The organism is Halocola ammonii (assembly GCF_049334165.1).
Taxonomy (GTDB): domain Bacteria; phylum Bacteroidota; class Bacteroidia; order Flavobacteriales_D; family Sanyastnellaceae; genus JBEGHD01.
Window position 1 is genome coordinate 186,450 of record NZ_JBEGHD010000002.1, and the last position, 19,387, is coordinate 205,836.

A 19,387-nucleotide genomic window follows, 5' to 3' on the forward strand; every position below is an offset into this window, starting at 1 on the left:
TTTGTTATTCAAGGTTTTGCTTTATTTTTTCTGAAATTGTTTTTGCCTCATCAGGCTTTAAGTCATAAAACAAGGGCAGTCTCAATAAGCCCTCCGAATACCAATCACAATGAGGCAAACTTCGTCCATCGTGCTTTCCTTCGAAGTACGGACTTTTATGTAAGCCCAAATAATGAAAAACAGAATGAATTCCGTTTTTCTTTAGGTGGTCGATCACATCTTGCCGCTCTTCAGAATTATTGAAAACCAGGTAAAATACATGACCGTTCCTGGTGGCGTAATCCGGCACTTCAGGTAGTTGAATCTTTGATTCGAGAGGTTTGAGGTTTTCGTAATAGGTGTTCCAAAGTGCAATCCGTTTTTCCTGGATTTCATCGAGATGCTCGAGCTGAGCATACAAGAAAGCAGCAATCACTTCGGAAGGCAAGTAAGAAGATCCAATGTCGACCCACCCGTATTTGTCGACTTCTCCTCTCCAAAAAGCAGCACGATTGGTTCCCTTTTCCCAAATGATTTCGGCCCGTTCTGCAAAACGTTCATCGTTGATCACCAGCATGCCGCCTTCGCCCGAAATAATGTTTTTGGTTTCGTGAAAAGAAAACGTCCCGAGATGACCGATGCCTCCCAGTGGTTTGCCTTTGTAATAAGAGTCAATGGCCTGTGCCGCATCTTCAATTACAAAGAGATTGTATTTGTCGGCAATCTCCATAATCCTGTCCATATCGCAAGCGATGCCGCCATAGTGAACGGCTACAATCGCCTTTGTCTTTTTGGTGATCAGCGGTTCAATTTTCTCAGCGTCCAGGTTGGGGTTCGACTCCATGCTGTCGGCAAACACAATTTTGGCCCCGCGAAGCACAAAAGCATTGGCCGTACTGACAAATGTATAAGCAGGCATGATGACTTCATCGCCAGGCTGAATGTCAATGAGTAAAGCAGCCATTTCAAGAGCATCGGTGCAAGAGGTAGTCAATAACGTTTTTCGGAACCCAAACCTGGATTCAAAAAACTCCTGGCATAGCTGTGTATACTTTCCGTTACCGGATATTTTTCCCGATTGAACGGCATCTTCAATATATGCAGTTTCTTTGCCGGTGAGAAATGGTTTATTGAATGGGATCATTGCTTTTTCTATTGATCAGTAGCTACCTAAAATGTGTTCATTATCGAAACACCAAATAAACAAAATGTCAAGGGATTAATGTGTCTCATGAATAGACTTCATTAGATTTATCCCAAACTTAAAAGATGAGTATTGAAGCTTTAGATTGGGATTCGGACTTTTTTGGATTGCCGGTGTACTTCGCTGTTAGTGTTGATGTTAAATCTTTAGGAAGAGAGATTGAAAAGTTAAAGAGAACACCGGGACCAAAGCTTGTTTATGTTTTGTGTGACAACCCTTGTGATTTGAGTTTTCTGGAAAGTTCTCAATCCGCTGTCCACCTAATGGACGAGAAAGTGACTTATTTAAAAGATCAATTAGTTTACAGGGATTTGGGAGGTAGCGCATGGGAGTTTGAAGGTGAAAAACCTGATGATAAACTACTAGACCTAGCAATCGAGAGTGGAGTGTTTTCCAGATTCAACAAAGACCCCTTGATACCCAGGGATAAGTTCGAAGAGCTTTATCAGAGGTGGATAGAGAACTCCGTTAATGGAAAAATTGCTTCTTCTGTTTTAGTAACAGGAAGTGAAGATCACTTAACGGGCATGGTTACACTAGGTGAAAAGAATAATCGAGCTGATATCGGAATAATAGCAGTGGATGGTAATGCTCGAGGTAAGGGGGTGGGCAAAACGTTAATACTTGCGTCCCAAAACTGGGCTGTTAGAAATGGATTCAAAGAGTTACAAGTTGTAACACAAAAAGAAAACTCACCAGCTTGCCGGCTCTATGAATCATGTGGTTTTAATATATGTAAGTCGCAATATGTTTATCATGTTTGGATAAACTCTTAGCTCCTCTTTGCATTTGTTTTTCTCGCAATTAAGTAAATCGGCCGCCTTTTGACTCCTTCGAAAGTTTTCCCTACATATAATCCGATAAGTCCTAAAGTTGATAAAATGATTCCGCTGAGAAACCAAATCGAAATAATCAGACTTGCGTACCCCAGTACTACGATCTCACCTTTTAGCCATTGAATTAACTCAAATATGGCAAAGCCAAACGAAAATATCGAAACGATCAATCCAGCTTTGATAACCAGTCTGATAGGCTTGTCTGAAAAAGCCAATACAATGTCCATTGCTAGATGCAAGAGTTTTTTGAAATTATAAGAGGTTTTTCCTTCAGCTCTCGAGCTGTGTTCAACATCGAGCTTTGTTACCTTAAACCCAACCCAGTTTACCATAGTTGGGAAGTACCTGATGTACTCCCTCATCTGTCCAATGGCGTCAATGACAGATCTATGATAGATTCCGAAGTTTGCTACAGCTGGATCTTGTTTCGTTCCGGTCAGGTAGCTAAGCACTTTGTAGAACAATCTAGAAAAAGATCTCTTTAAAAAATTGTCTTGTCTTTGATGTCTTCTTGCCAGGACAATATCATAGCCTTTCCTTGCTTCCTGGTAGAGCCGTTCGATCTCTTCAGGTCTGTCTTGAAGGTCGCAATCCATAACAACGACCCACTCACCTTGTGCGTGATCTAGTCCAGCGGTGATGGCATAATGTTGTCCGAAATTTCTGCTTAGTTTAATGCCTTTAATTTCTGGATATTTTTCAGATAGTTCCTCAATAACCTCCCAGGAATGGTCTGGGCTGCCATCTTCTACAAGAATCAGCTCGAAATTATCAACTATTTGGATCACTGAATCTCGGACTCGATCAACTAATTCATTAAGTAAGCTTTCACCCATATAAACAGGGCTGACTATAGATATATCCACCATAGAAAGAAATTCACTTTTTAATTGGTTCGAAATTAATCTAAATTTCATGTTTTGCCCTGATCAAAACACTTCATTCTTCAATTATCAGGACTCAATGCCTTATCTTTCGGGAATTTCATCAAAGACAAATTAAAGCTATTGTGATGGGGGTTTCTATTGGGAATTCAAATAAGTACTTGCCATACGCGCTGCTAACTGTTGTAAGTGTTTCTGTTTTCACGTTCATAACATTTAATATTTCTACAGATATTCAAGCACATGCGGCACAGGCATTAAGTATTAAGAGCGGGGTGGCCGATTATCCTCCTAATCTTTTTTATTACTGGCTGTTAAACGTACTTTCTTTAGGTGCTGAAACAATAAATGTTTATTATATATTATCGATAGGGCTTCTAACGCTGGCTGTTTTAGTAAAGTACCATGTCACCTTGAAGATTTTCTCGAATTACTTCAGCAAGCTTACTACAGTTAAAGGTTTTCATGCTGCTTTATTATCACTTTCCTTGTGCGTGTTCTTTTCTCTACCGGATATTTATAACTACCATTATCTTGGTTATTATTACTTAGGGCGAATAACTCCAAATGTTTGGCATAATTCTACAACGATATTTGTTATGCCTTTTGCTTTGTTGTTGTTTTGGGAGCAATACAAGGTTATAGTAAGTGAACGTCTGAGTTCGTGGCGACTTGTCCTAATCAGTTCTCTTGTTCTGCTAAACTTATTGATTAAACCATCGTTTCTTTTTGTTTTTATTCCTATAACATGCTTGTTTTTGGTGCAAAAATTTAATTCAGATATCAGAAGACTATTCTTGAGTTTAATTCCCGCATTAGTGGGGGTCTTGGGGGTTTTCTTGCAGTATGTTGCTATTTATGAACTCGAATACGGTTCATTTCATCAAAGTGATTCTTCTGTATCAATTTCTTTGATTCCCTTTTCAGGTTTAAGTCAGTATTTACCGAACTGGTATATACCTGTTTCAATATTAATTTCTTATTTGTTTCCACTAACTTTTTTGGTGTTTTACCCTGAGCAGCTGAAGTCGAGGTTAGTTCGGTTTAGTTTATGGCTAGTATTCCTGGCTCTGCTTATTAGTGCTTTTGTGACTGAGGAGGGGCCCAGAAAGGGGCATTTGAATTTTTTTTGGCAAAGTATTATAGCTACTTATATCCTCATGCTTGTCACTACCCTAAAGTACTATAGTTTGCGATTGGCTTCAGGATCTAGGCTTAGCCTTAAGCTAAAGTTGCTAGAAGTTCTGTGGATACTACATATTATCTCAGGAGTCTTTTACTTCCTGAGATTGCTGGTCTATGAAATTTACAAATAAGCGTAGTTAACTGTTAATCTTGGTTTTTTTGTCAAGTAATAGTGCTTTAATTTTTTCGGCTTTCTCAAAGCCTAAAAAAGCTATTAGGATAATAATCGGTTTGCCTAAAATATCAGTTATATTAAACTTGTATCGACCTTTGAGATGTGTTTTATAGAGATTCAGGGCCAAATCTTCATCAAATGGATAAACGATATGGATAGTGTCGAAAAGTGCGGCCTGAGCTTCTGATTTCGGTGCGAGGTTACATTCGATAACATGCAAAAATATCTGCTCGCGCAGCTGAGCATATCGCTGCCAATTGCCCTTAGGGTCCCTTTGAGATATCGAGCCTGATTCTCGTGTTTGAATGTTAGTTAGAGGTGTAGTGTCATAAAGGATGATGTCATGTATCTTCATCATTCTAAACATCAGGTCGGCTTCCTGGCTGCTTTTCAGTGACTCGTCCCAACCACCTGCCTTTTCAACTAATTCTCTATTGAACAAATTGCTTGAGGTTATTCCCAGTTTAGTTCTCATTAGTTCTATCCAGGGTGATGTCTCATTGTCAGGAATGAATTGCTCTGTTTTTTGTCCATCTTTGTTCATTCTTTCAAATGCACCTACAACGAAAGCTGCTGAGCTTCCAGTGATAAGCTTTATCTGGCTTTCAATCTTTTCTTCTTTTAAAATATCATCTGCGTCAAGGAATTGAATGTATGTGCCACTAGAAATTTCCAGTCCGGCATTTCGTGCGGCACTTGCGCCTTTGTTTTGCTGTTGAATGACTTTGAAAGGAAATGACGAATCACTCTGAAATTCTTTGAGGATTTTAAAGGATTGGTCGGTGCTTCCGTCATCCACACAAATGATTTCAAGATTTGTATAGGTTTGATTCTTCACTGAGTTCAAACAATCAGCGAGATATCGTTCTACGTTGTAGCAGGGTATGATGACCGATACTTTCACGAGGCTAAACTAAAAACAAAATTCGTGCGAGCTCCTGTCTCTTAAGTAGGAATTCATTTCTTTTGCCGGATAGATAGGAAGTCCAATATGAAGCCACCCAATCGAGAAAAGTACTTCGAAGGAAAATTGTCTGACTACAGCCCTTATGTAGATACTCTCAGTGGGGTGAAGCGCCTCAAGTTTTGGTTCAATATCTGGCGCGATAAGCGCAAGGCAGAACGTAAATTGAAAGAGTCTATTAATAAAGGCGAGTGTTTTTTTGGCCCTTTTAAAGGTGAATTTGGTCACTTCCTAGCGCATACTGCCCCTTTTGTTGGTTACTTACACAGCCATGGTGTCAAAGTGCATTATTGTGGGATGGAGCTGCACAAACCTTTCTTAATTGATGAGAATGGAGAATCACTTGTCACTAGCTATTCTTCACTGAGGGATTTTTTTGGTGAGGTAAAGCCCAGTGCTAACATAACCTCTACGCCTGAGGATGTAACCAGAGAGATTGATCGTTTTAAAAAGAAGGCCGAAGAGTCTGACCTTCCTTTCTGGAATATCGATGACGAGTATTATTACTGGTTTATCCATCGCAACTGGATCACTGACAATGGCTATGGTGAAACTCCAAACCTCGAAATGACATACAAAACTCGCGATGAGAACAGCGCAGTAATTTTTGCACGAAAAAAAGGAGCAGCTAAAAGCAGTAACAATGGAGAACCATGGGACTACATGCGGTTGGCTCGGACAATTTCACCTTTCTTTGACAAAGTATATCTGGCCGGTCATCCTTCATTGAGCGATAATACTTTAAAAGCAGAGGGGAATATTCAGCTAAGTCTGTCAACGGATAATCGTGACATTTTAGAAAGCTGCAGTAATGCGTCACTTATACTAACCCAACATTCGGGCGCGTGTTTCATTGGGGAGTATACCAATAGCCAGGTATTGACAATATACAAAGGTGATGGGCCAATTGGAAGTGTTCGTAATACTCTCAGATTTAAAGATTATATAGGTCAAAAGTACCCTCTCGAATTCGCCTTCAGCGAAGAAGAAGTTGTTAGTTTTGTCGAGGATTTTGTTAAAAGAAGAAAATGAAGAGATTAGAAATAGATTACACGCTTGGGGCAATGGATGTCCTTGTTAGCCTCGCTCGCTACAACTTTGTGATGAGGACTGTTAATAATAAAGATGCCAAAGTTTTGGACTTTGGTTGTGGTTCTGGCTATGGAACTCGTGCACTCAAGGAACGCTTTAGCAATGTTATTGGATTTGATGAGTATCCCGATGATTACAAGCCATCTGGAGTTGAAGTAGTAACTGACTTGAATGAGCTCCCCATAGATCATTTTGATGTGGTAACGTGTTTTGAAGTTATTGAGCACATGGGTGAAAACGACCAGGAAAGTTTGATGCAAAATCTAGCTAAGGTTCTCAATGAAAATGGAACCCTTTTCATCTCGACTGTTCGAAAAATGGATCCCCCGCCAACCGAAAACAGGAAAAAGGAGCACGTCAGAGAGTTGACTTACGAGGAGCTACTTTCTTTTTGTGAGTCGAAATTTCACAATGTTTTTACATTTGGTCAGATCGATCAAAATATTTCAACATTCTACAAGGACAATCACTATCACTTCGTATTCATTTGCACGAATAAAAAGTAGAACATGGAACTTCTTGAGAGAATTCAAAGCCTTTCATCAGAGCTCAAGGTCCTCGTGGTCGGTGAAACGATCATCGATGAATTCGTGAATGTGTCTTACGAAGGACAATCGATGAAGTCAATGTGTCCTGTTTTCCGTCTCGAAGGTGAAAAGACTGAACAGGAGGGTGGGGCTGGAGCTATTGCAAATCATTTACGTCCTTTTGTAAAAGATCTCAAGCTCGTTACGAATGAAAATCGCGAGATTGTGAAAACCCGTTATGTTGATGTGGGGGATGAGAAAAAGCACGTGGAGGTGAATAAGTTCGATACGTCTTCTTTCGGACCATTTTCTGTTGATGTAACTGCTTATGATGTGGTTATAGTCGCAGACTTTGGCCACGGCTTTTGTAATGAGATCGACATTAACGAAGGTTTCCACCTGATGTGTCAAACCAACTCAAACAACTTTGGCTTTAACAGACTTTCAAAGTGGAAGGATTACCGAAAGAAGAGTGTTTGTCTTGACCTTCGGGAAGCAAGCCTGCAGATGAACAAGCGAATCAAAAAGATGGATCGTCAGTCTGCGCTGGATCTCTACGGATACGAAATGAACACCGAGGATCTTTTCGCAACTATCGGGAAGGATGGAGCGGTATACACCAATGGCAGCGATGTTATATTTCACCCGAGTTTTAAAAGTGAAATCGTTGATACGATAGGTGCCGGAGATACCTTTTTCGCTTTTGCCTGTCTGATGTCGCATCTTGATTTGGATCCAAAAGAAATACTCACTCTGCCATCGCTTGCGGCCAGTTTATCTACCACCTGGCTTTGCAACGAGAAATCAGTCACGCCTCAATTACTTCAAGATTATGCTAAAGGAAAAGATACAGTCGTACCAAAAAGTCTTTGATCAGTTTTTCACTGACTCTGAAATCATAAGTCAAATGGAGGCTGCCGAAATGGAAATTCGCAGTGCGCAAAGACTTTTCTTCGTTGGCAACGGTGGATCGAATTCTATTTGCTCTCACATGATGGAGGACTTCTGCAAAATCGCCAACTACCCGACCTTCGCCTTTTCTGATGCGGCATTGATTACCTGTTTTGCCAACGACTACGGGTATGATCGCGCCATGGCTGAATGGCTAAAGCGTCACTTGCACGAAGGGGATCTACTCATTGCCATCAGTAGCTCGGGAAATTCGGCTAACATTATTAATGCTGTCAAGCAAGCGAAAACCAGCGGAGCAAAAACAGTAACTCTTTCCGGGTTTAAACCTAACAATAAGCTCCGCACTCTGGGAGACGTCAATATCTACACCCCAGCCGAAGACTACGGTATGGTAGAGTGTTTTCATCAGACGATCTTGCACATGATTTTGGATGCGTTGGGGGAGTAACCCTCCAGTCCTCCAGTCCTCCCCCGGCCTGCGGCCACCCCCTCCGAAGGGGGACATAGCGTTGGCCGTCTTCATTCGGAAAAAATCAAAATAATATTCTGTGCAATGACAGGACTTGCAATGGAGTTTCAGGCTGCTCGACCACTGTCCCCCTCTGGAGGGGGTGCCCTTTAGGGCGGGGGAGGATTTAGCATCTTCACCAATCATAATTCTTACCTTTACCCACTCAAAATTTTCCGAACATGAAAAACGTACTGATCACCGGGGTTGCCGGGTTTATTGGTTCCAATTTGCTGGACTACCTGATGGAACAAACCGACTGGCAAATTACCGGGGTTGACAACTTCTCAACGGGACACAAACGCAATATTGAGCAGCACCTTTCGGACAGCCGATTTGACTTGAAAGAGATGGAGTGCAAAGACCTCGAGTCCCTGAAAGATTTTGATATCGTTTTTCACCTGGCGGCTTTGCCCCGCATTCAGCCGAGTTTTGAACTCATAAACGAGCACATCGATGCAAACCTCAATCAGGCGGTGCATTTGCTCGAATTGATGATTAAGGATAATCACTATCCGAGGTTTGTATATAGTGGCTCAAGCGGGATTTACGGCACTCCGGAGACTATTCCCACTCCCGAATCTGAAAAAGTAGATTGTCTCAGTCCTTATGCATTTCAGAAATACGAATTTGAAAAATACCTCGAATTAGTAGCGACTCGCTATCCTTTGGATTACATGACTTTGCGCTACTTTAACCCCTACGGGCCAAGGTCATTCAATCCAGAAAATCCATTCAATGCTTACAGCAGTGTGATAGGAATTTTCCTCAATCGACTGGAAAAGGGCGAGCCGTTGCTGGTTACCGGAGATGGAGAACAGCGGAGAGATTTCATACACGTGCGCGACCTGGCCACGGCAAATTATCTTGCTGCAATTTATCCTGATAAGCTGAACACTTCTTTCAACATCGGCTTTGGCGACACCACCAGCATTATCGATCTGGCAAAGATGATTTCAAGCGATTATGAGTTTATCGCTAAGAGAGAAGGGGAGGCCGACATCACCTTTGCGGATAATTCGAAAGCTAAGAAGGTCCTGGGCTGGGAGCCAACCACAGAGCTCGAAGACTACATCGTAAATGAATTGAAAGCTCATGGTCAAAAAGCTTAAAACGGGATTCACTTGTGGCGTTTTTGATTTGTTCCATGCCGGGCATGTTTTGATGTTGCAGGAGTGCAAGCAACATTGCGACCATCTAACTGTGGCTATCAACAAAGCGGAAAATATCAATCCGAGAATCAACCCAGATAAGAAGCCGCCAATTTTTTCATTTGGAGATCGCAAACTGATTATGCAGAGCTGCAGGTATGTAGATAGAGTAGTGGGGTACAACAGCGAACAAGAGTTAATTGAATTACTAAAGGCTGGCGACTACAACGTTCGCTTTCTAGGTGAAGACTACAGAGGGAAGCCTATTACCGGGGAAGAACTGACTGATGAGGTTTTCTACACAGACCGAAGCCACGGGAGGAGTACTTCTAGGTTTAAGGAATTGCTGAATGGAAAAAAGTAATCTTTACCTGTCGTTGGCTAATCCAAACTCGAAATAATCTTCGATCTCCTTTTTTGTAAAGAATTCCTGATTGGAGGAGTTAAATGACCAGTCGAGATCTGAAAACAATTGCTCTTTAGTTTTACAGGAAATATTCGCAAGTCTCGTTTTTGTAAAGATCTCAAAGTCCAGATAAGCCGGGAAGTAGAGTGTTTTGAGGCCGAGAAATAGTCTTTCAATGTTTGTTGAAGAATTTGTGGAAATCGCCACATTAGAATCGTAAAAACACTCAAGACTGTTTTTATTCCGAGCAGGAAAAATCAAGTCTTTCTTCTTTAGAGTTTCACGATAATAATCCTTTGCCCGTTCGAATAGTGCATCGTCCACCTTTTCGCACGGGTGCATCAAAATGGTCACTTCAATTTCAGGGTTCAATTGAATATATTCCCTGAGGTGATCAAGAAGTTCGAGCTCGGAGCGATATTCTCCACGATCATTTGCAGAATCACCACGTTCAATTCTCCTCCAAATTCCGCGTGTCATTACCGCGAGCGTCCTGGTTCGATCAGACCGAGCGGGATTCGGCTCAATTTCCCGGAGTTTCAGAAGCTGCTTGTAGTTGAAACACGGAAGGTTTACTAGCTCGTTGTACTTCCAGTTTCCCAGTAGTTTCAATTCTTCACTATGGAAGGGTGCGGTCAGAGCAAATTTATCAGTAACCACATCCTCATAGAAGTAGGAAAGTGGGTTTGAGGATGGAATTCGAATAAAGCTAATGCCTTCCTCCATAAGTAAAAGTGAAATGAAGTTGCCATCCAGCTCAAATGAACAGAAGAAGTAGACTTTCTGAATGTCATGCTCTTTAAGTGACTTTAAAAGGACACACCATTCGCAGTACTCCAAAATGAGCAGTGCGTAGCTTGCTCTGTTTTTCCCAAAGAAAAGATGGGGGAGGTAGATGATGAAAAGGAGTGATGTGAGAAAAAAAGTTTTTATCGAGAACCGGCTTAGTCTTCCATGTCCCAGGCTGTCCCGGCCAATCCAAAGACCAGGGTTGGGATTTGTCAATCCGGAGAGGTATTCCTTTCTTGACTCGACTTGTTTTATCGATCCGTCAAAACACGCTACATTATTTGCCTCCTCAATTTGTTGGTTGGGTTTCACCTTAAATAGTAAGCGAAAGCTTAATCGTAAATAGCGTAACCCAATCAAGATGTTGTCCTGATCTCCTTTCTGTAATCTGTAGCTCTGTGGGGCAATAAGTGATTTGTAAGAAACAGATTCAGATGACTTGCCATGTCTCTTACTTTTCGACTTTAAGAGCATACGGAAAATTTCAAAACTACCCACGCGAATTACTTTTTTGCGAATTAATTCAAATTCTCACTCACTTCCCACTTAGTAGATGATGAAATTCACTTTATTATCGCACCTAAGACAGTATCTTTGTTCGTATGAAATCATTTATTGTACAGGCGCGAACTGGTTCTACTCGTATGCCAGGAAAAACCTTGCTTCCATTATGGAATGAAATGGGCATGTTGGAATTGATACTTCAATACCTGGCTCAAGCCTTTCCTGAAATAGGTCTCGTGGTGGCAACAACAACTAATAGTGACGATGATCAGATTGAAGAATTATGCAACAAACTAAATGTGAAATGTTTTAGAGGGGATGAGCAAAATGTTTTGAAGCGAATGGTTGATGCAGCTAGATTTCATGAAGTTGATGATATTGTGAGAGTTTGTTCTGACAATCCTTTCTTACAAAAGAAATTTATCAAACTGCTAATTGACGATACGTCTGGAGCGGATTATGTTACTTGTACTGTAAATGGGACACCAACCATCATTACTCATTTTGGCTTCTTTGTGGAGCGTGTCAAACGGAAGGCTCTCGAACTCGTTCAGAAGATAACTGTAGATCCGTTGTATCAAGAACATGTGACAAATTATGTTTACCAACACCCAGATGATTTTGAATTAAAATTCATTGAAGTAGAAGATGAGCTTGGCAATTTGAAAAATACGAGATTCACAGTAGACGATGAGTCAGATTTCTTGCGAGCAAAAAAGATTTTCTCAACCTTTGACCGATTTCCTGATCTAAGTGATCTGAAACAATTTATCAGTCATAATCCTTCAGAGAAAGAACTCATGAAGAAGACTATAGAGAAGTATCAAAAATAGAATATGGCAAAGGGAACCTATATAATTGGAGAAATAGGGCAGAACCACAATGGCTCAGTCGATGTGGCCAAACTTCTTATTGAGTTGATGGCCATGCCTATTGAAGAGAAGTTGTTTGACCTGAAGTTAAAGGGAATGGATGCCGTGAAGCTCACAAAACGCGACCTTAATCAGGAGTTGTCACGAGAGCAGATGGAAAGACCATATACAGGCAGAAACTCTTTTGGTAAGACTTATGGCGAGCATAGAGCGAACCTGGAGCTCAGCGATGATGAGCACTTTGAAGCTTACAAAAAGGCTAAATCTTTGGGACTTGACTTTGTGGAAACGCTTTGTGCCCCCGGTTGTACGAGTATGTTAAAACTCTTTACTCCGGACAGATTGAAGGTGGCGTCCAGAGATCTCACGAATATACCATTACTCGAGGTTTTGGCGGAAACCAAGATCCCACTAATTATGTCAACGGGAATGGCAGGCAAGGAAGAGTTGGATCGAGCGCTGGAAACGGTAACTAAATACCATTCTGATGTCTCGATACTTCACTGTGTTTCGCAGTACCCAACTGAGCCGCAGAATGTGAACCTCAATACCATTCCTTACTTGAAGAAAAAATATCCCGATCATACAATTGGCTACTCAGACCATACAATTGGGATTTCTGCTCCTGTTGCTGCAGTAGCCTTGGGTGCTGAAATCATTGAAAAACACGTGACAATTGACAGGAGACTGCCTGGTACTGACCAGGCCGGTTCACTCGGCCCAGAAGGTGTAATACGGATGGTCCGTGATATTCGCGTGATGGAAATGTCAATGGGTAAAGAAGAAATCTTCGTAGAGCCTTCAGTGGCAGCTTCAAAAAACAAACTGGAGAGGTCACTAGCCACCAAAAGAAATATTTCTAAGGGTGAGGTCATTAATGAACAGGATATCCATCTGCTTTCTCCAGGTGATGGAATGCGTTGGTCCGAACGCGATGCTGTAATAGGCAAAAAGGCGAAGTCTAATTTATCTGCGAACGAAATCATTTACAAACATCATATCTCATGAGCACTACTCTAAAGTCTCTGGCCTCGGGTGAGGAAAACAGTAATAGAGAAAACCTAACAAAGTTATTTCAAGAGAGTCCTGTTTTTGAAGGAGAAAAAGTGAGCAATGTTGGACTTTTCTTAAAGAGACAGGATTTTACCAAGATGTTGTTTTTCAATGAAATATACTCCCAGCTGTTAAGTGTGCATGGTGTAATAATGGAGTTTGGTGTGCGATGGGGACAAAACCTGGTTACACTGAACAACCTGAGAGGCATTCATGAACCATATAATCACAGCAGAAAGATCATCGGATTTGATACGTTCAGTGGTTTTGAAGGTGTTACTGAAAAAGATGGTAAGCACGATTACAGTTCGAAGGGGGCTTTTGGTGTGGCAGAGAATTATCAGGAGTATCTTGACAGTGTTTTAAAGTGCCACGAAAACGAGTGTCCGGTGAAGCACATTGATAAAAACTTCACAGTTAAAGGTGACGCTTCAAAAACTCTAAAGAAATACCTAAACGAGCATCCGGAGACGATTATCGCATTCGCATACTTTGATTTCGATATCTATCAGCCCACACTCGAATGCCTAAAGTTGATTAAGCCGTACTTAACAAAAGGTAGTATTATCGGATTTGATGAGTTGTGCGATCCCGGATTTGCTGGTGAGACAGAGGCAGTTCGTGAAGTTTTGGGAACTCATAACGTGAGAATTCAGCGCAATAAATTCAGTGGAATTCAATCTTACATGGTAATAGAATGACGAGTGAACTTCCAAAACTAGTAATCACCGATATTGACGGAGTATGGACCGATGGCGGTATGTACTACGATCAGACCGGGAATGAGTGGAAAAAATTCAATACAGGGGACAGTGCCGGAGTGCTCTATCTCAAAAAGCTGGATATTCCTTTAGCAATCATCACTGGTGAGGACACTCAGATTGTAAAGCGCAGGGCAGAAAAACTCGGAATCGATCGCCTGCACATGGGAGTGAAAGATAAAGTCTCTGTGGCAGAAGGGATTAGAAAAGAGCTCAATATTCAATGGGACGAGATCGCTTTTATTGGAGACGACCTGGGCGACTACCTCTTGTTGCAAAAAGTAGGAATTAGTGGTGCCCCTTCATCAGCTCCAGAGTTCATAAGGAGTACCGTTAAAACCATCACCACTAAGAAAGGTGGCGAGGGAGCTTTTAGGGAGTTTGTTGAGATTCTTATTAGGTCCAATGTTAATTTTGAAGACTTTCTAAAGACTTTAATTGTCTGACATTTATGGCCACATTTCTATTGTCAATCCTATTTGATGTAAGAGCTGAAGTGTTTCCGAGCATTGAAGCTTTAGATTCAAAAAAAGAATTTTGAAAGAGGTAAGTCTATGCTGAAATCATTACTTGTTTCTACTATCCTTAGAGTTCGCAGGCTGCTCCCTCCTGGGTTTAGTAGAAGAAGTGTTTGGATGATCATCGCTCTTTTGGTGAACGCATTTCTTGAATTAGCTGGTATCGGAGCACTGATCCCGTTTTTCATAGCTATTGTCGAAAAAGATAGTTTGGAGTCCGGGTGGCTGGCTCAACTTTATGACTTTACGGGATTCTCTTCACCAGCTTCGTTTATTGTGGCTTTAGGGGTTGCTATATTTCTTTTCATAATCCTCAAAAATCTATTGGGTTTAGCGATTTCCAAATTTCAAGCGAATTACTCTTTTGGCCTTTTCTCGTATTTCGCCTGTGAAATGCAAAAGGAGGCTTATCAAAGAGGGTTTTCATTTTTTTCATCGACCAATTCAAACATAATCTTTCGTGATATAAATATCATCACACTCAATTTTGCACAGTTACTAGTGTTGCCGCTGTTGAATTTGTTCACGGAAATCGTAATAGTGCTACTGATAGTGGTTGGAATCATTCTATATGATTTCAGAGCAGTTTTCCTTCTCTTATTATTAGTTCCATTCTTTGCACTCTTTTACCGTTTAGTGCGCAAGAAGATAGTTGATATGTCTTTAGAGGTTAAAGATTTACAGGCAGAAACTCATAAAAATCTGTATCAATCAATTTTTGGATATGTTGATGTTGTGATGAACAATAATGAAAAGTGGTTTTTTGATCAATATCGAAACAACGTAAACCGACTCAAAGAGCTAAGAGCATGGCAATTCGTTTATAATCTGATGCCTTCTAAAGTCATAGAGTCCGCGGTTATTTTAGCAGTTTTGGTAATTATGGCGTATGGTTTCGTCTTTTTAGATTCGCGGACAGAGCTTGTTATGCTGTTAGGTGTTTTTGGCGTAGCTGCTTATCGAGTGATTCCTTCTATTAACCGCATGATGATGGCTTTGATGAATATCCGATCCTATCAGTATACCATAGATTTCATGGAAAGAGTGAACTCTGTAGAAGACGCAGATCTAAAGCTTAACTCATCGGCTATATCACCTTTAAAGATGAATGATGAGTTTAGAGTCAAGCAAGTGAATTTTAGTTATGAAGATTCTGATGACATGGTGATAAATGGAGTTGACCTTAAAGTAGAGAGAGGTGAATGTATAGGTGTTATTGGTAAAAGTGGCTCTGGAAAAACTACCCTAATGAATTTGATGCTCGGTTTCCTGAAACCACAATTGGGTGCGATAGAAATTGACGGGGTGAAGTTGGATGAGACCAATATTAGAAATTGGCGAGAAACAGCCGGCTACGTGCGCCAGGAGGTTTTCCTGGTGGACGGGACCTTGGCAGAGAATATTGCTCTTGGATTTGCAGAAGTTGATCTCGGTCGTGTCCAGGAGGTCGCGAAGAAAGCTAGTCTCACAGAACTCATTGAAAAACTTCCGCAGGGAATTGACACTCCTGTAGGAGAGCGTGGTGCTATGATTTCCGGAGGGCAACGACAGCGCGTGGGAATTGCCAGAGCGCTTTATTCAGGGGCCAAGGTTCTGTTCTTTGATGAAGCTACTTCGGCACTGGATTCTGAAACCGAAGAGGAAATCACAGAAGCTATCCATCACCTATCTGATGAAAAAGTGACCATCGTCATCGTGGCTCATCGCCACTCAACTCTAAAATACTGTGACCGCATCTACGAACTGGAAGATGGAAGGGTGAAAGCTATTCATGAGGGGTACGAGGCCTTAGGCAAGTAGTAATTCGTGATTTGGATTTCGGTGACTTAGGAATCAGGTGATTGCGGGACGAGCTCTTCTCAAGACTCAAACTCACACTCAAACTGTTCATGTAGGTGATTGAAAAAGTCCTCCCCCGCCTCGTACCTCGGCACCCCCTCCAGCGGGGGACATAGCGTTGACCAATTTCCAACGAGGAACGATAAAAAGATTTTTGTGCTATGACATTCCGAGCAAGGAATTGAAGGTCGCTCGACCGCTGTCCTTCTTTGGGCGCCTATGCTAAAGCTTCTGCGACAGCGTGAGGAGGTGGCTGGAGCTTCGGAGCTTTGCGGAGAAGTGGAAGTCGGAGGAGGAATGTGTAGCGTGAAGGTAATTGAGAGTCCTTGATCAACGAAATTCTCTTCACTCTCACTCTCACTATGATTTGCTCGCAGAGCCCACGGAGAAATCGCGTTGAACTGAAAAGCAGTTGAAATCAATTGCTAAAGAAGCTCAGTGTTCTCTGTGCTCAGCCTCTGTGTTCCCTGCCAACCTTCGCACGCTTCGGTTGAAGCATGAGCACTTCCCGTAGCTGCAGGGACTTAATGAACCTTAATGACAGTAACTCAATTTTCCTTAATGTTTTCAAAACACGTCAATTCGATACAATTCGTGTCACTTCAGTACGATCCTCCCTTTAGTCGGATCACTCAGTGAACAAGCCCGAATCACTCAGCGACCAATAGAGTTGTTAGGAACAGATGTCAGAACGAAACATTCCCTCGACCGCTAACCCAATTTGGAATTTGGTGCTTGTTATTTGGTACTTTTCGCAGTTTACTTTTTCCCTTCCTCCTCCGCAGAGTCCCCGTACATCTCCGGGCCGCCTCCGTAGCCATAGCCGTAGTTGAAGCCATAGCCATATCCGTATCCGTACTTGTACGCGTATTTCTGATAATAGTACTTCCAGCGTTTTTGTCTGAGGTTGTTTAGGGCTAAACTGACGTGCTCAAGATTGTTTTGCTCCAGGGTCTCTTCCAGGAAGTTCACTCCCTGTTTCGTGGCCTTTAGGGTATTGAGCACAAAGATTCCCGTATCCGCGTATTTCAACAGCACATAAGCATCGCTGATCATCATGGCCGGTGGCGTATCTATTATCAGATAGTCGTATTCATTTTTGAGTTCTGAAAGCATTTCCCTCACTTTATCGTTGAGCACAAGTTCCGAGGCATTTGGTGGCACAGGACCGGCATTCAGAAAGTTGAGGTTCTCTATAGTTGTCTTTTTAATTGCTTCGCGATATTCTTTTCGACCACTCAGGTAGGCGGTTATTCCACCTTTGTTTTCCATCTCAAAGACCTTGTGAGCCCGCGGCTTGTGGAGGTCAAAGTCGAGCATCAAAACCTTTTTGCCTGCTCGGGCAAGAATCGTAGCCAGATTTGTGGAGGTGAATGTCTTTCCTTCTCCGGGATGGAGTGAAGTAATGAGAATAATTTTATTCTTCTCATCGCCCGTTAGCATGTACTGTAGATTCGTTCGGATCGTACGGAAAGACTCTGTAATTGCAGATCGCGGGTCGCTCAGAACTACCAGAGGTTCTTCATCAATTTCTTTATAGTGCGGAATGCCACCTATAACCGGAATACTAGAAAGGCGTTTGAGGTCACGTGTATTTTCAATTCGTTCGAAGAAGAAAACTCTGATAAGCCCAATGAGTAGCGCTATGAAAAAACCTCCACCAAGTGCCAGGTAATGAGTTCGTGAGGTATTTGGTCCAATTCTTCCCTGACTCCGTGCAGTTTCGATAATACTTGTTTGTGGAATGATAGCCGCTCTGGCGATAACTGTATTGGCTTTCTTTTCGAGTAAGAATTCAAGCAATCCTTCATTGACAGTCATTTTTCTCTCGATACCAATAATATCGCGTTGAGACTTTGGCACGTTTCGTAACTCATACTCCAACTGATCTATTTGCTTATCGATGTCGCTAATACGAGACTTGAGCGCTTTTCTTGAATCTTGAGTGTATCGTAGAATTGAGGCCTTAATCCTATTAATTGTCGAATCCGCTTTCTGTACAGTTAGGTTAGCTTCTTTATTGTCAATCAGAAGTTGTTCCCTTTCTATCTGTTTTCTGTAAAGGGTCGCTAATTGATCACTAAGCATTTCGTCTTCCCCGAGAATTAGAGCATTAGGTGGTAGAGATATATCCTTTCCGGAGGACTGGTATAGGTATTCTTCAAGAGAGTTCACGGACTCAAGTGTAAGTTGCAGTTGACGCTTTTCTTGTTCGAAGTTAGTCAATGCCATGAACGATTCATCCTGCTCTCGGGTAAGATCAAGAATTTGGTTTCTATCTCTATAGGTCTGCATTTCCTGCTCAAGGGAATCCATGATTGACTCTAGTTCATTAAGCTGTCGGTTTATGTACTCTTCAGTGTTCTTACTGATTCTTATCTGAGACTCCAAAGAGTAATCGATATAAGTATCTGTTAGAGTATCGAGAAAAGTCTTTGCATTTGAAGCCAATTGATCTTCAGCTGTGAGTGTAAGTATGCTTGTAAATTCAAGATTGTTGATGTTCAGTGACCGCTTGTACTTACCTACAAGGTAATTAAGAGGGTGAATTTGAATTCTAAAAACTCTCTCTTTTTGGTTACGCATCATCTCGTCATTAAAGAGCGGATTCTTAATTAACTTGATGGTGTAATGGGCGGTTTGCACAAATTCCCCAAACTTGTGTGGGTCTTCATGGCTTACGCCATTCAGCTCATAATCGAGTCGGTAAGTGTTTTCGTTAAGTATTTTTATGTCGATTGGGCGGTTGTGAAGGGCCGGGGTCATTTTATTGGGGTCGGCTTCTACTTGAAATGGTTTAAACCCCGTAACTTGAGTAGTCGTCCAGCGGCCTACAAGGTGGTAGGACACCTCGAAGTCAAGTTTCTGTAGCACGTCTTCAATCATATCGTAAGAAGACAGGATGCGCTTTTGGTTGGTGACGTCAGCATAAGCCTGCATGTATCCAAGACGCGAATAAATCTGCGACTGGTAGTCGTAGGTGTCGTCACTTTTGAGGAGGATTTCCGTCTTGGCAGCGTATACGTCCGGTAGGCGCATCGTGTAGAGATAGGCTGCGCCAAAGAAGATGGCCGGCAAGATCACCATCAAATACCAGTTCTTGCCGATAAACTTAAATACCGGTACGAGATCTTCCGGGTCGAAAAAATTGTTTTTCCTGTTTGGGGCCATGCGCCTTATCTAACTACTTGCTTTTTGGAAAATTGCGACAAAGGTATTGGTTTTTTA

The 19,387-nt window shown here is 41.8% G+C and carries 18 protein-coding genes; 13 read left to right on the plus strand and 5 right to left on the minus strand.

Annotated features, from left to right (window positions below; translation table 11 throughout):
• Nucleotides 1-4: 4 nt before the first annotated feature.
• Entirely contained in the window at nt 5-1,123 is a 1,119-nt protein-coding gene (gene rffA, locus ABHV44_RS03020; RefSeq protein WP_459073167.1) for a dTDP-4-amino-4,6-dideoxygalactose transaminase, read from the minus strand.
• Nucleotides 1,124-1,248: 125 nt separating this feature from the next.
• On the opposite strand from rffA, the gene ABHV44_RS03025 reads away from it, so the two are divergent.
• Nucleotides 1,249-1,959: a GNAT family N-acetyltransferase gene (locus tag ABHV44_RS03025; protein ID WP_459073168.1), complete on the plus strand. Its 711-nt coding sequence runs from the start codon at nt 1,249-1,251 to the stop codon at nt 1,957-1,959.
• Here the strand turns inward: ABHV44_RS03025 and ABHV44_RS03030 are convergent.
• A complete protein-coding gene (locus tag ABHV44_RS03030) occupies nt 1,956-2,936 on the minus strand; it encodes a glycosyltransferase family 2 protein (RefSeq protein ID WP_459073169.1) in 981 nt (326 codons plus the stop codon). The two genes, ABHV44_RS03025 and ABHV44_RS03030, sit on opposite strands and share 4 nt — an antisense overlap.
• Nucleotides 2,937-3,031: 95 nt before the next feature.
• Between ABHV44_RS03030 and ABHV44_RS03035 the strand changes: the two genes are divergently transcribed.
• The gene (locus ABHV44_RS03035) at nt 3,032-4,219 is read left to right on the plus strand and encodes a hypothetical protein (protein ID WP_459073170.1); all 1,188 of its coding nucleotides are present in this window, start codon (nt 3,032-3,034) and stop codon (nt 4,217-4,219) included.
• A gap of 6 nt (nt 4,220-4,225) precedes the next feature.
• Here ABHV44_RS03035 and ABHV44_RS03040 read toward each other — a convergent pair whose 3' ends face one another.
• Nucleotides 4,226-5,167 (minus strand): glycosyltransferase family 2 protein, encoded by a 942-nt coding sequence (locus tag ABHV44_RS03040; RefSeq protein ID WP_459073171.1) that lies wholly within the window; start codon nt 5,165-5,167, stop codon nt 4,226-4,228.
• An 87-nt stretch (nt 5,168-5,254) separates the two neighbouring features.
• Here ABHV44_RS03040 and ABHV44_RS03045 point away from each other — a divergent pair, with 87 nt between their 5' ends.
• The 6 genes from ABHV44_RS03045 to ABHV44_RS03070 all read left to right on the plus strand — a co-directional run bounded on the left by ABHV44_RS03045 (nt 5,255) and on the right by ABHV44_RS03070 (nt 9,781).
• Complete coding sequence (locus ABHV44_RS03045) at nt 5,255-6,259, plus strand: hypothetical protein (protein ID WP_459073172.1); 1,005 nt, start codon at nt 5,255-5,257, stop codon at nt 6,257-6,259.
• Nucleotides 6,256-6,825, plus strand: coding sequence for a class I SAM-dependent methyltransferase (locus tag ABHV44_RS03050; RefSeq protein WP_459073173.1), 570 nt, complete (start codon nt 6,256-6,258; stop codon nt 6,823-6,825). The genes ABHV44_RS03045 and ABHV44_RS03050 overlap by 4 nt, the downstream gene beginning before the upstream one ends.
• A gap of 3 nt (nt 6,826-6,828) precedes the next feature.
• A complete protein-coding gene (locus ABHV44_RS03055; protein WP_459073174.1) occupies nt 6,829-7,719 on the plus strand; it encodes a PfkB family carbohydrate kinase in 891 nt (296 codons plus the stop codon).
• Nucleotides 7,679-8,206: an SIS domain-containing protein gene (locus tag ABHV44_RS03060; RefSeq protein WP_459073175.1), complete on the plus strand. Its 528-nt coding sequence runs from the start codon at nt 7,679-7,681 to the stop codon at nt 8,204-8,206. The genes ABHV44_RS03055 and ABHV44_RS03060 overlap by 41 nt, the downstream gene beginning before the upstream one ends.
• A 242-nt stretch (nt 8,207-8,448) precedes the next feature.
• The gene (locus ABHV44_RS03065) at nt 8,449-9,378 is read left to right on the plus strand and encodes an NAD-dependent epimerase/dehydratase family protein (protein ID WP_459073176.1); all 930 of its coding nucleotides are present in this window, start codon (nt 8,449-8,451) and stop codon (nt 9,376-9,378) included.
• Nucleotides 9,362-9,781: an adenylyltransferase/cytidyltransferase family protein gene (locus ABHV44_RS03070; protein ID WP_459073177.1), complete on the plus strand. Its 420-nt coding sequence runs from the start codon at nt 9,362-9,364 to the stop codon at nt 9,779-9,781. The genes ABHV44_RS03065 and ABHV44_RS03070 overlap by 17 nt, the downstream gene beginning before the upstream one ends.
• Nucleotides 9,782-9,784: 3 nt before the next feature.
• Here ABHV44_RS03070 and ABHV44_RS03075 read toward each other — a convergent pair whose 3' ends face one another.
• The gene (locus ABHV44_RS03075) at nt 9,785-10,924 is read right to left on the minus strand and encodes a hypothetical protein (RefSeq protein ID WP_459073178.1); all 1,140 of its coding nucleotides are present in this window, start codon (nt 10,922-10,924) and stop codon (nt 9,785-9,787) included.
• 290 nt (nt 10,925-11,214) lie between these two features.
• Between ABHV44_RS03075 and ABHV44_RS03080 the strand changes: the two genes are divergently transcribed.
• From ABHV44_RS03080 to ABHV44_RS03100, 5 genes are all read left to right on the plus strand, one after another.
• Nucleotides 11,215-11,949: a cytidylyltransferase domain-containing protein gene (locus tag ABHV44_RS03080; protein ID WP_459073179.1), complete on the plus strand. Its 735-nt coding sequence runs from the start codon at nt 11,215-11,217 to the stop codon at nt 11,947-11,949.
• A 3-nt stretch (nt 11,950-11,952) separates the two neighbouring features.
• Nucleotides 11,953-12,996 (plus strand): N-acetylneuraminate synthase family protein, encoded by a 1,044-nt coding sequence (locus tag ABHV44_RS03085; protein WP_459073180.1) that lies wholly within the window; start codon nt 11,953-11,955, stop codon nt 12,994-12,996.
• Entirely contained in the window at nt 12,993-13,742 is a 750-nt protein-coding gene (locus ABHV44_RS03090) for a crotonobetainyl-CoA--carnitine CoA-transferase (RefSeq protein ID WP_459073181.1), read from the plus strand. Before ABHV44_RS03085 ends, ABHV44_RS03090 begins: the two co-directional genes overlap by 4 nt.
• Nucleotides 13,739-14,248 carry a KdsC family phosphatase gene (locus ABHV44_RS03095; protein ID WP_459073182.1) on the plus strand — a complete coding sequence of 170 codons (510 nt, stop codon included), beginning with the start codon at nt 13,739-13,741 and terminating at the stop codon, nt 14,246-14,248. Before ABHV44_RS03090 ends, ABHV44_RS03095 begins: the two co-directional genes overlap by 4 nt.
• Before the next feature lie 108 nt (nt 14,249-14,356).
• The gene (locus ABHV44_RS03100) at nt 14,357-16,120 is read left to right on the plus strand and encodes an ABC transporter ATP-binding protein (protein WP_459073183.1); all 1,764 of its coding nucleotides are present in this window, start codon (nt 14,357-14,359) and stop codon (nt 16,118-16,120) included.
• 798 nt (nt 16,121-16,918) lie between these two features.
• On the opposite strand, the gene ABHV44_RS03105 is transcribed toward ABHV44_RS03100, so the two are convergent.
• Nucleotides 16,919-19,330, minus strand: coding sequence for a polysaccharide biosynthesis tyrosine autokinase (locus tag ABHV44_RS03105; protein WP_459073184.1), 2,412 nt, complete (start codon nt 19,328-19,330; stop codon nt 16,919-16,921).
• Nucleotides 19,331-19,387 lie beyond the last annotated feature (57 nt).

Bases quoted from the DNA above. Each gene is read 5' to 3' on its own strand.
- rffA (WP_459073167.1), bottom strand. From the start codon at position 1,123: ATGATCCCATTCAATAAACCATTTCTCACCGGCAAAGAAACTGCATAT.
- ABHV44_RS03025 (WP_459073168.1), top strand. From the start codon at position 1,249: ATGAGTATTGAAGCTTTAGATTGGGATTCGGACTTTTTTGGATTGCCG.
- ABHV44_RS03030 (WP_459073169.1), bottom strand. From the start codon at position 2,936: ATGAAATTTAGATTAATTTCGAACCAATTAAAAAGTGAATTTCTTTCT.
- ABHV44_RS03035 (WP_459073170.1), top strand. From the start codon at position 3,032: ATGGGGGTTTCTATTGGGAATTCAAATAAGTACTTGCCATACGCGCTG.
- ABHV44_RS03045 (WP_459073172.1), top strand. From the start codon at position 5,255: ATGAAGCCACCCAATCGAGAAAAGTACTTCGAAGGAAAATTGTCTGAC.
- ABHV44_RS03050 (WP_459073173.1), top strand. From the start codon at position 6,256: ATGAAGAGATTAGAAATAGATTACACGCTTGGGGCAATGGATGTCCTT.
- ABHV44_RS03055 (WP_459073174.1), top strand. From the start codon at position 6,829: ATGGAACTTCTTGAGAGAATTCAAAGCCTTTCATCAGAGCTCAAGGTC.
- ABHV44_RS03060 (WP_459073175.1), top strand. From the start codon at position 7,679: ATGCTAAAGGAAAAGATACAGTCGTACCAAAAAGTCTTTGATCAGTTT.
- ABHV44_RS03065 (WP_459073176.1), top strand. From the start codon at position 8,449: ATGAAAAACGTACTGATCACCGGGGTTGCCGGGTTTATTGGTTCCAAT.
- ABHV44_RS03070 (WP_459073177.1), top strand. From the start codon at position 9,362: ATGGTCAAAAAGCTTAAAACGGGATTCACTTGTGGCGTTTTTGATTTG.
- ABHV44_RS03080 (WP_459073179.1), top strand. From the start codon at position 11,215: ATGAAATCATTTATTGTACAGGCGCGAACTGGTTCTACTCGTATGCCA.
- ABHV44_RS03085 (WP_459073180.1), top strand. From the start codon at position 11,953: ATGGCAAAGGGAACCTATATAATTGGAGAAATAGGGCAGAACCACAAT.
- ABHV44_RS03090 (WP_459073181.1), top strand. From the start codon at position 12,993: ATGAGCACTACTCTAAAGTCTCTGGCCTCGGGTGAGGAAAACAGTAAT.
- ABHV44_RS03095 (WP_459073182.1), top strand. From the start codon at position 13,739: ATGACGAGTGAACTTCCAAAACTAGTAATCACCGATATTGACGGAGTA.
- ABHV44_RS03100 (WP_459073183.1), top strand. From the start codon at position 14,357: ATGCTGAAATCATTACTTGTTTCTACTATCCTTAGAGTTCGCAGGCTG.
- ABHV44_RS03105 (WP_459073184.1), bottom strand. From the start codon at position 19,330: ATGGCCCCAAACAGGAAAAACAATTTTTTCGACCCGGAAGATCTCGTA.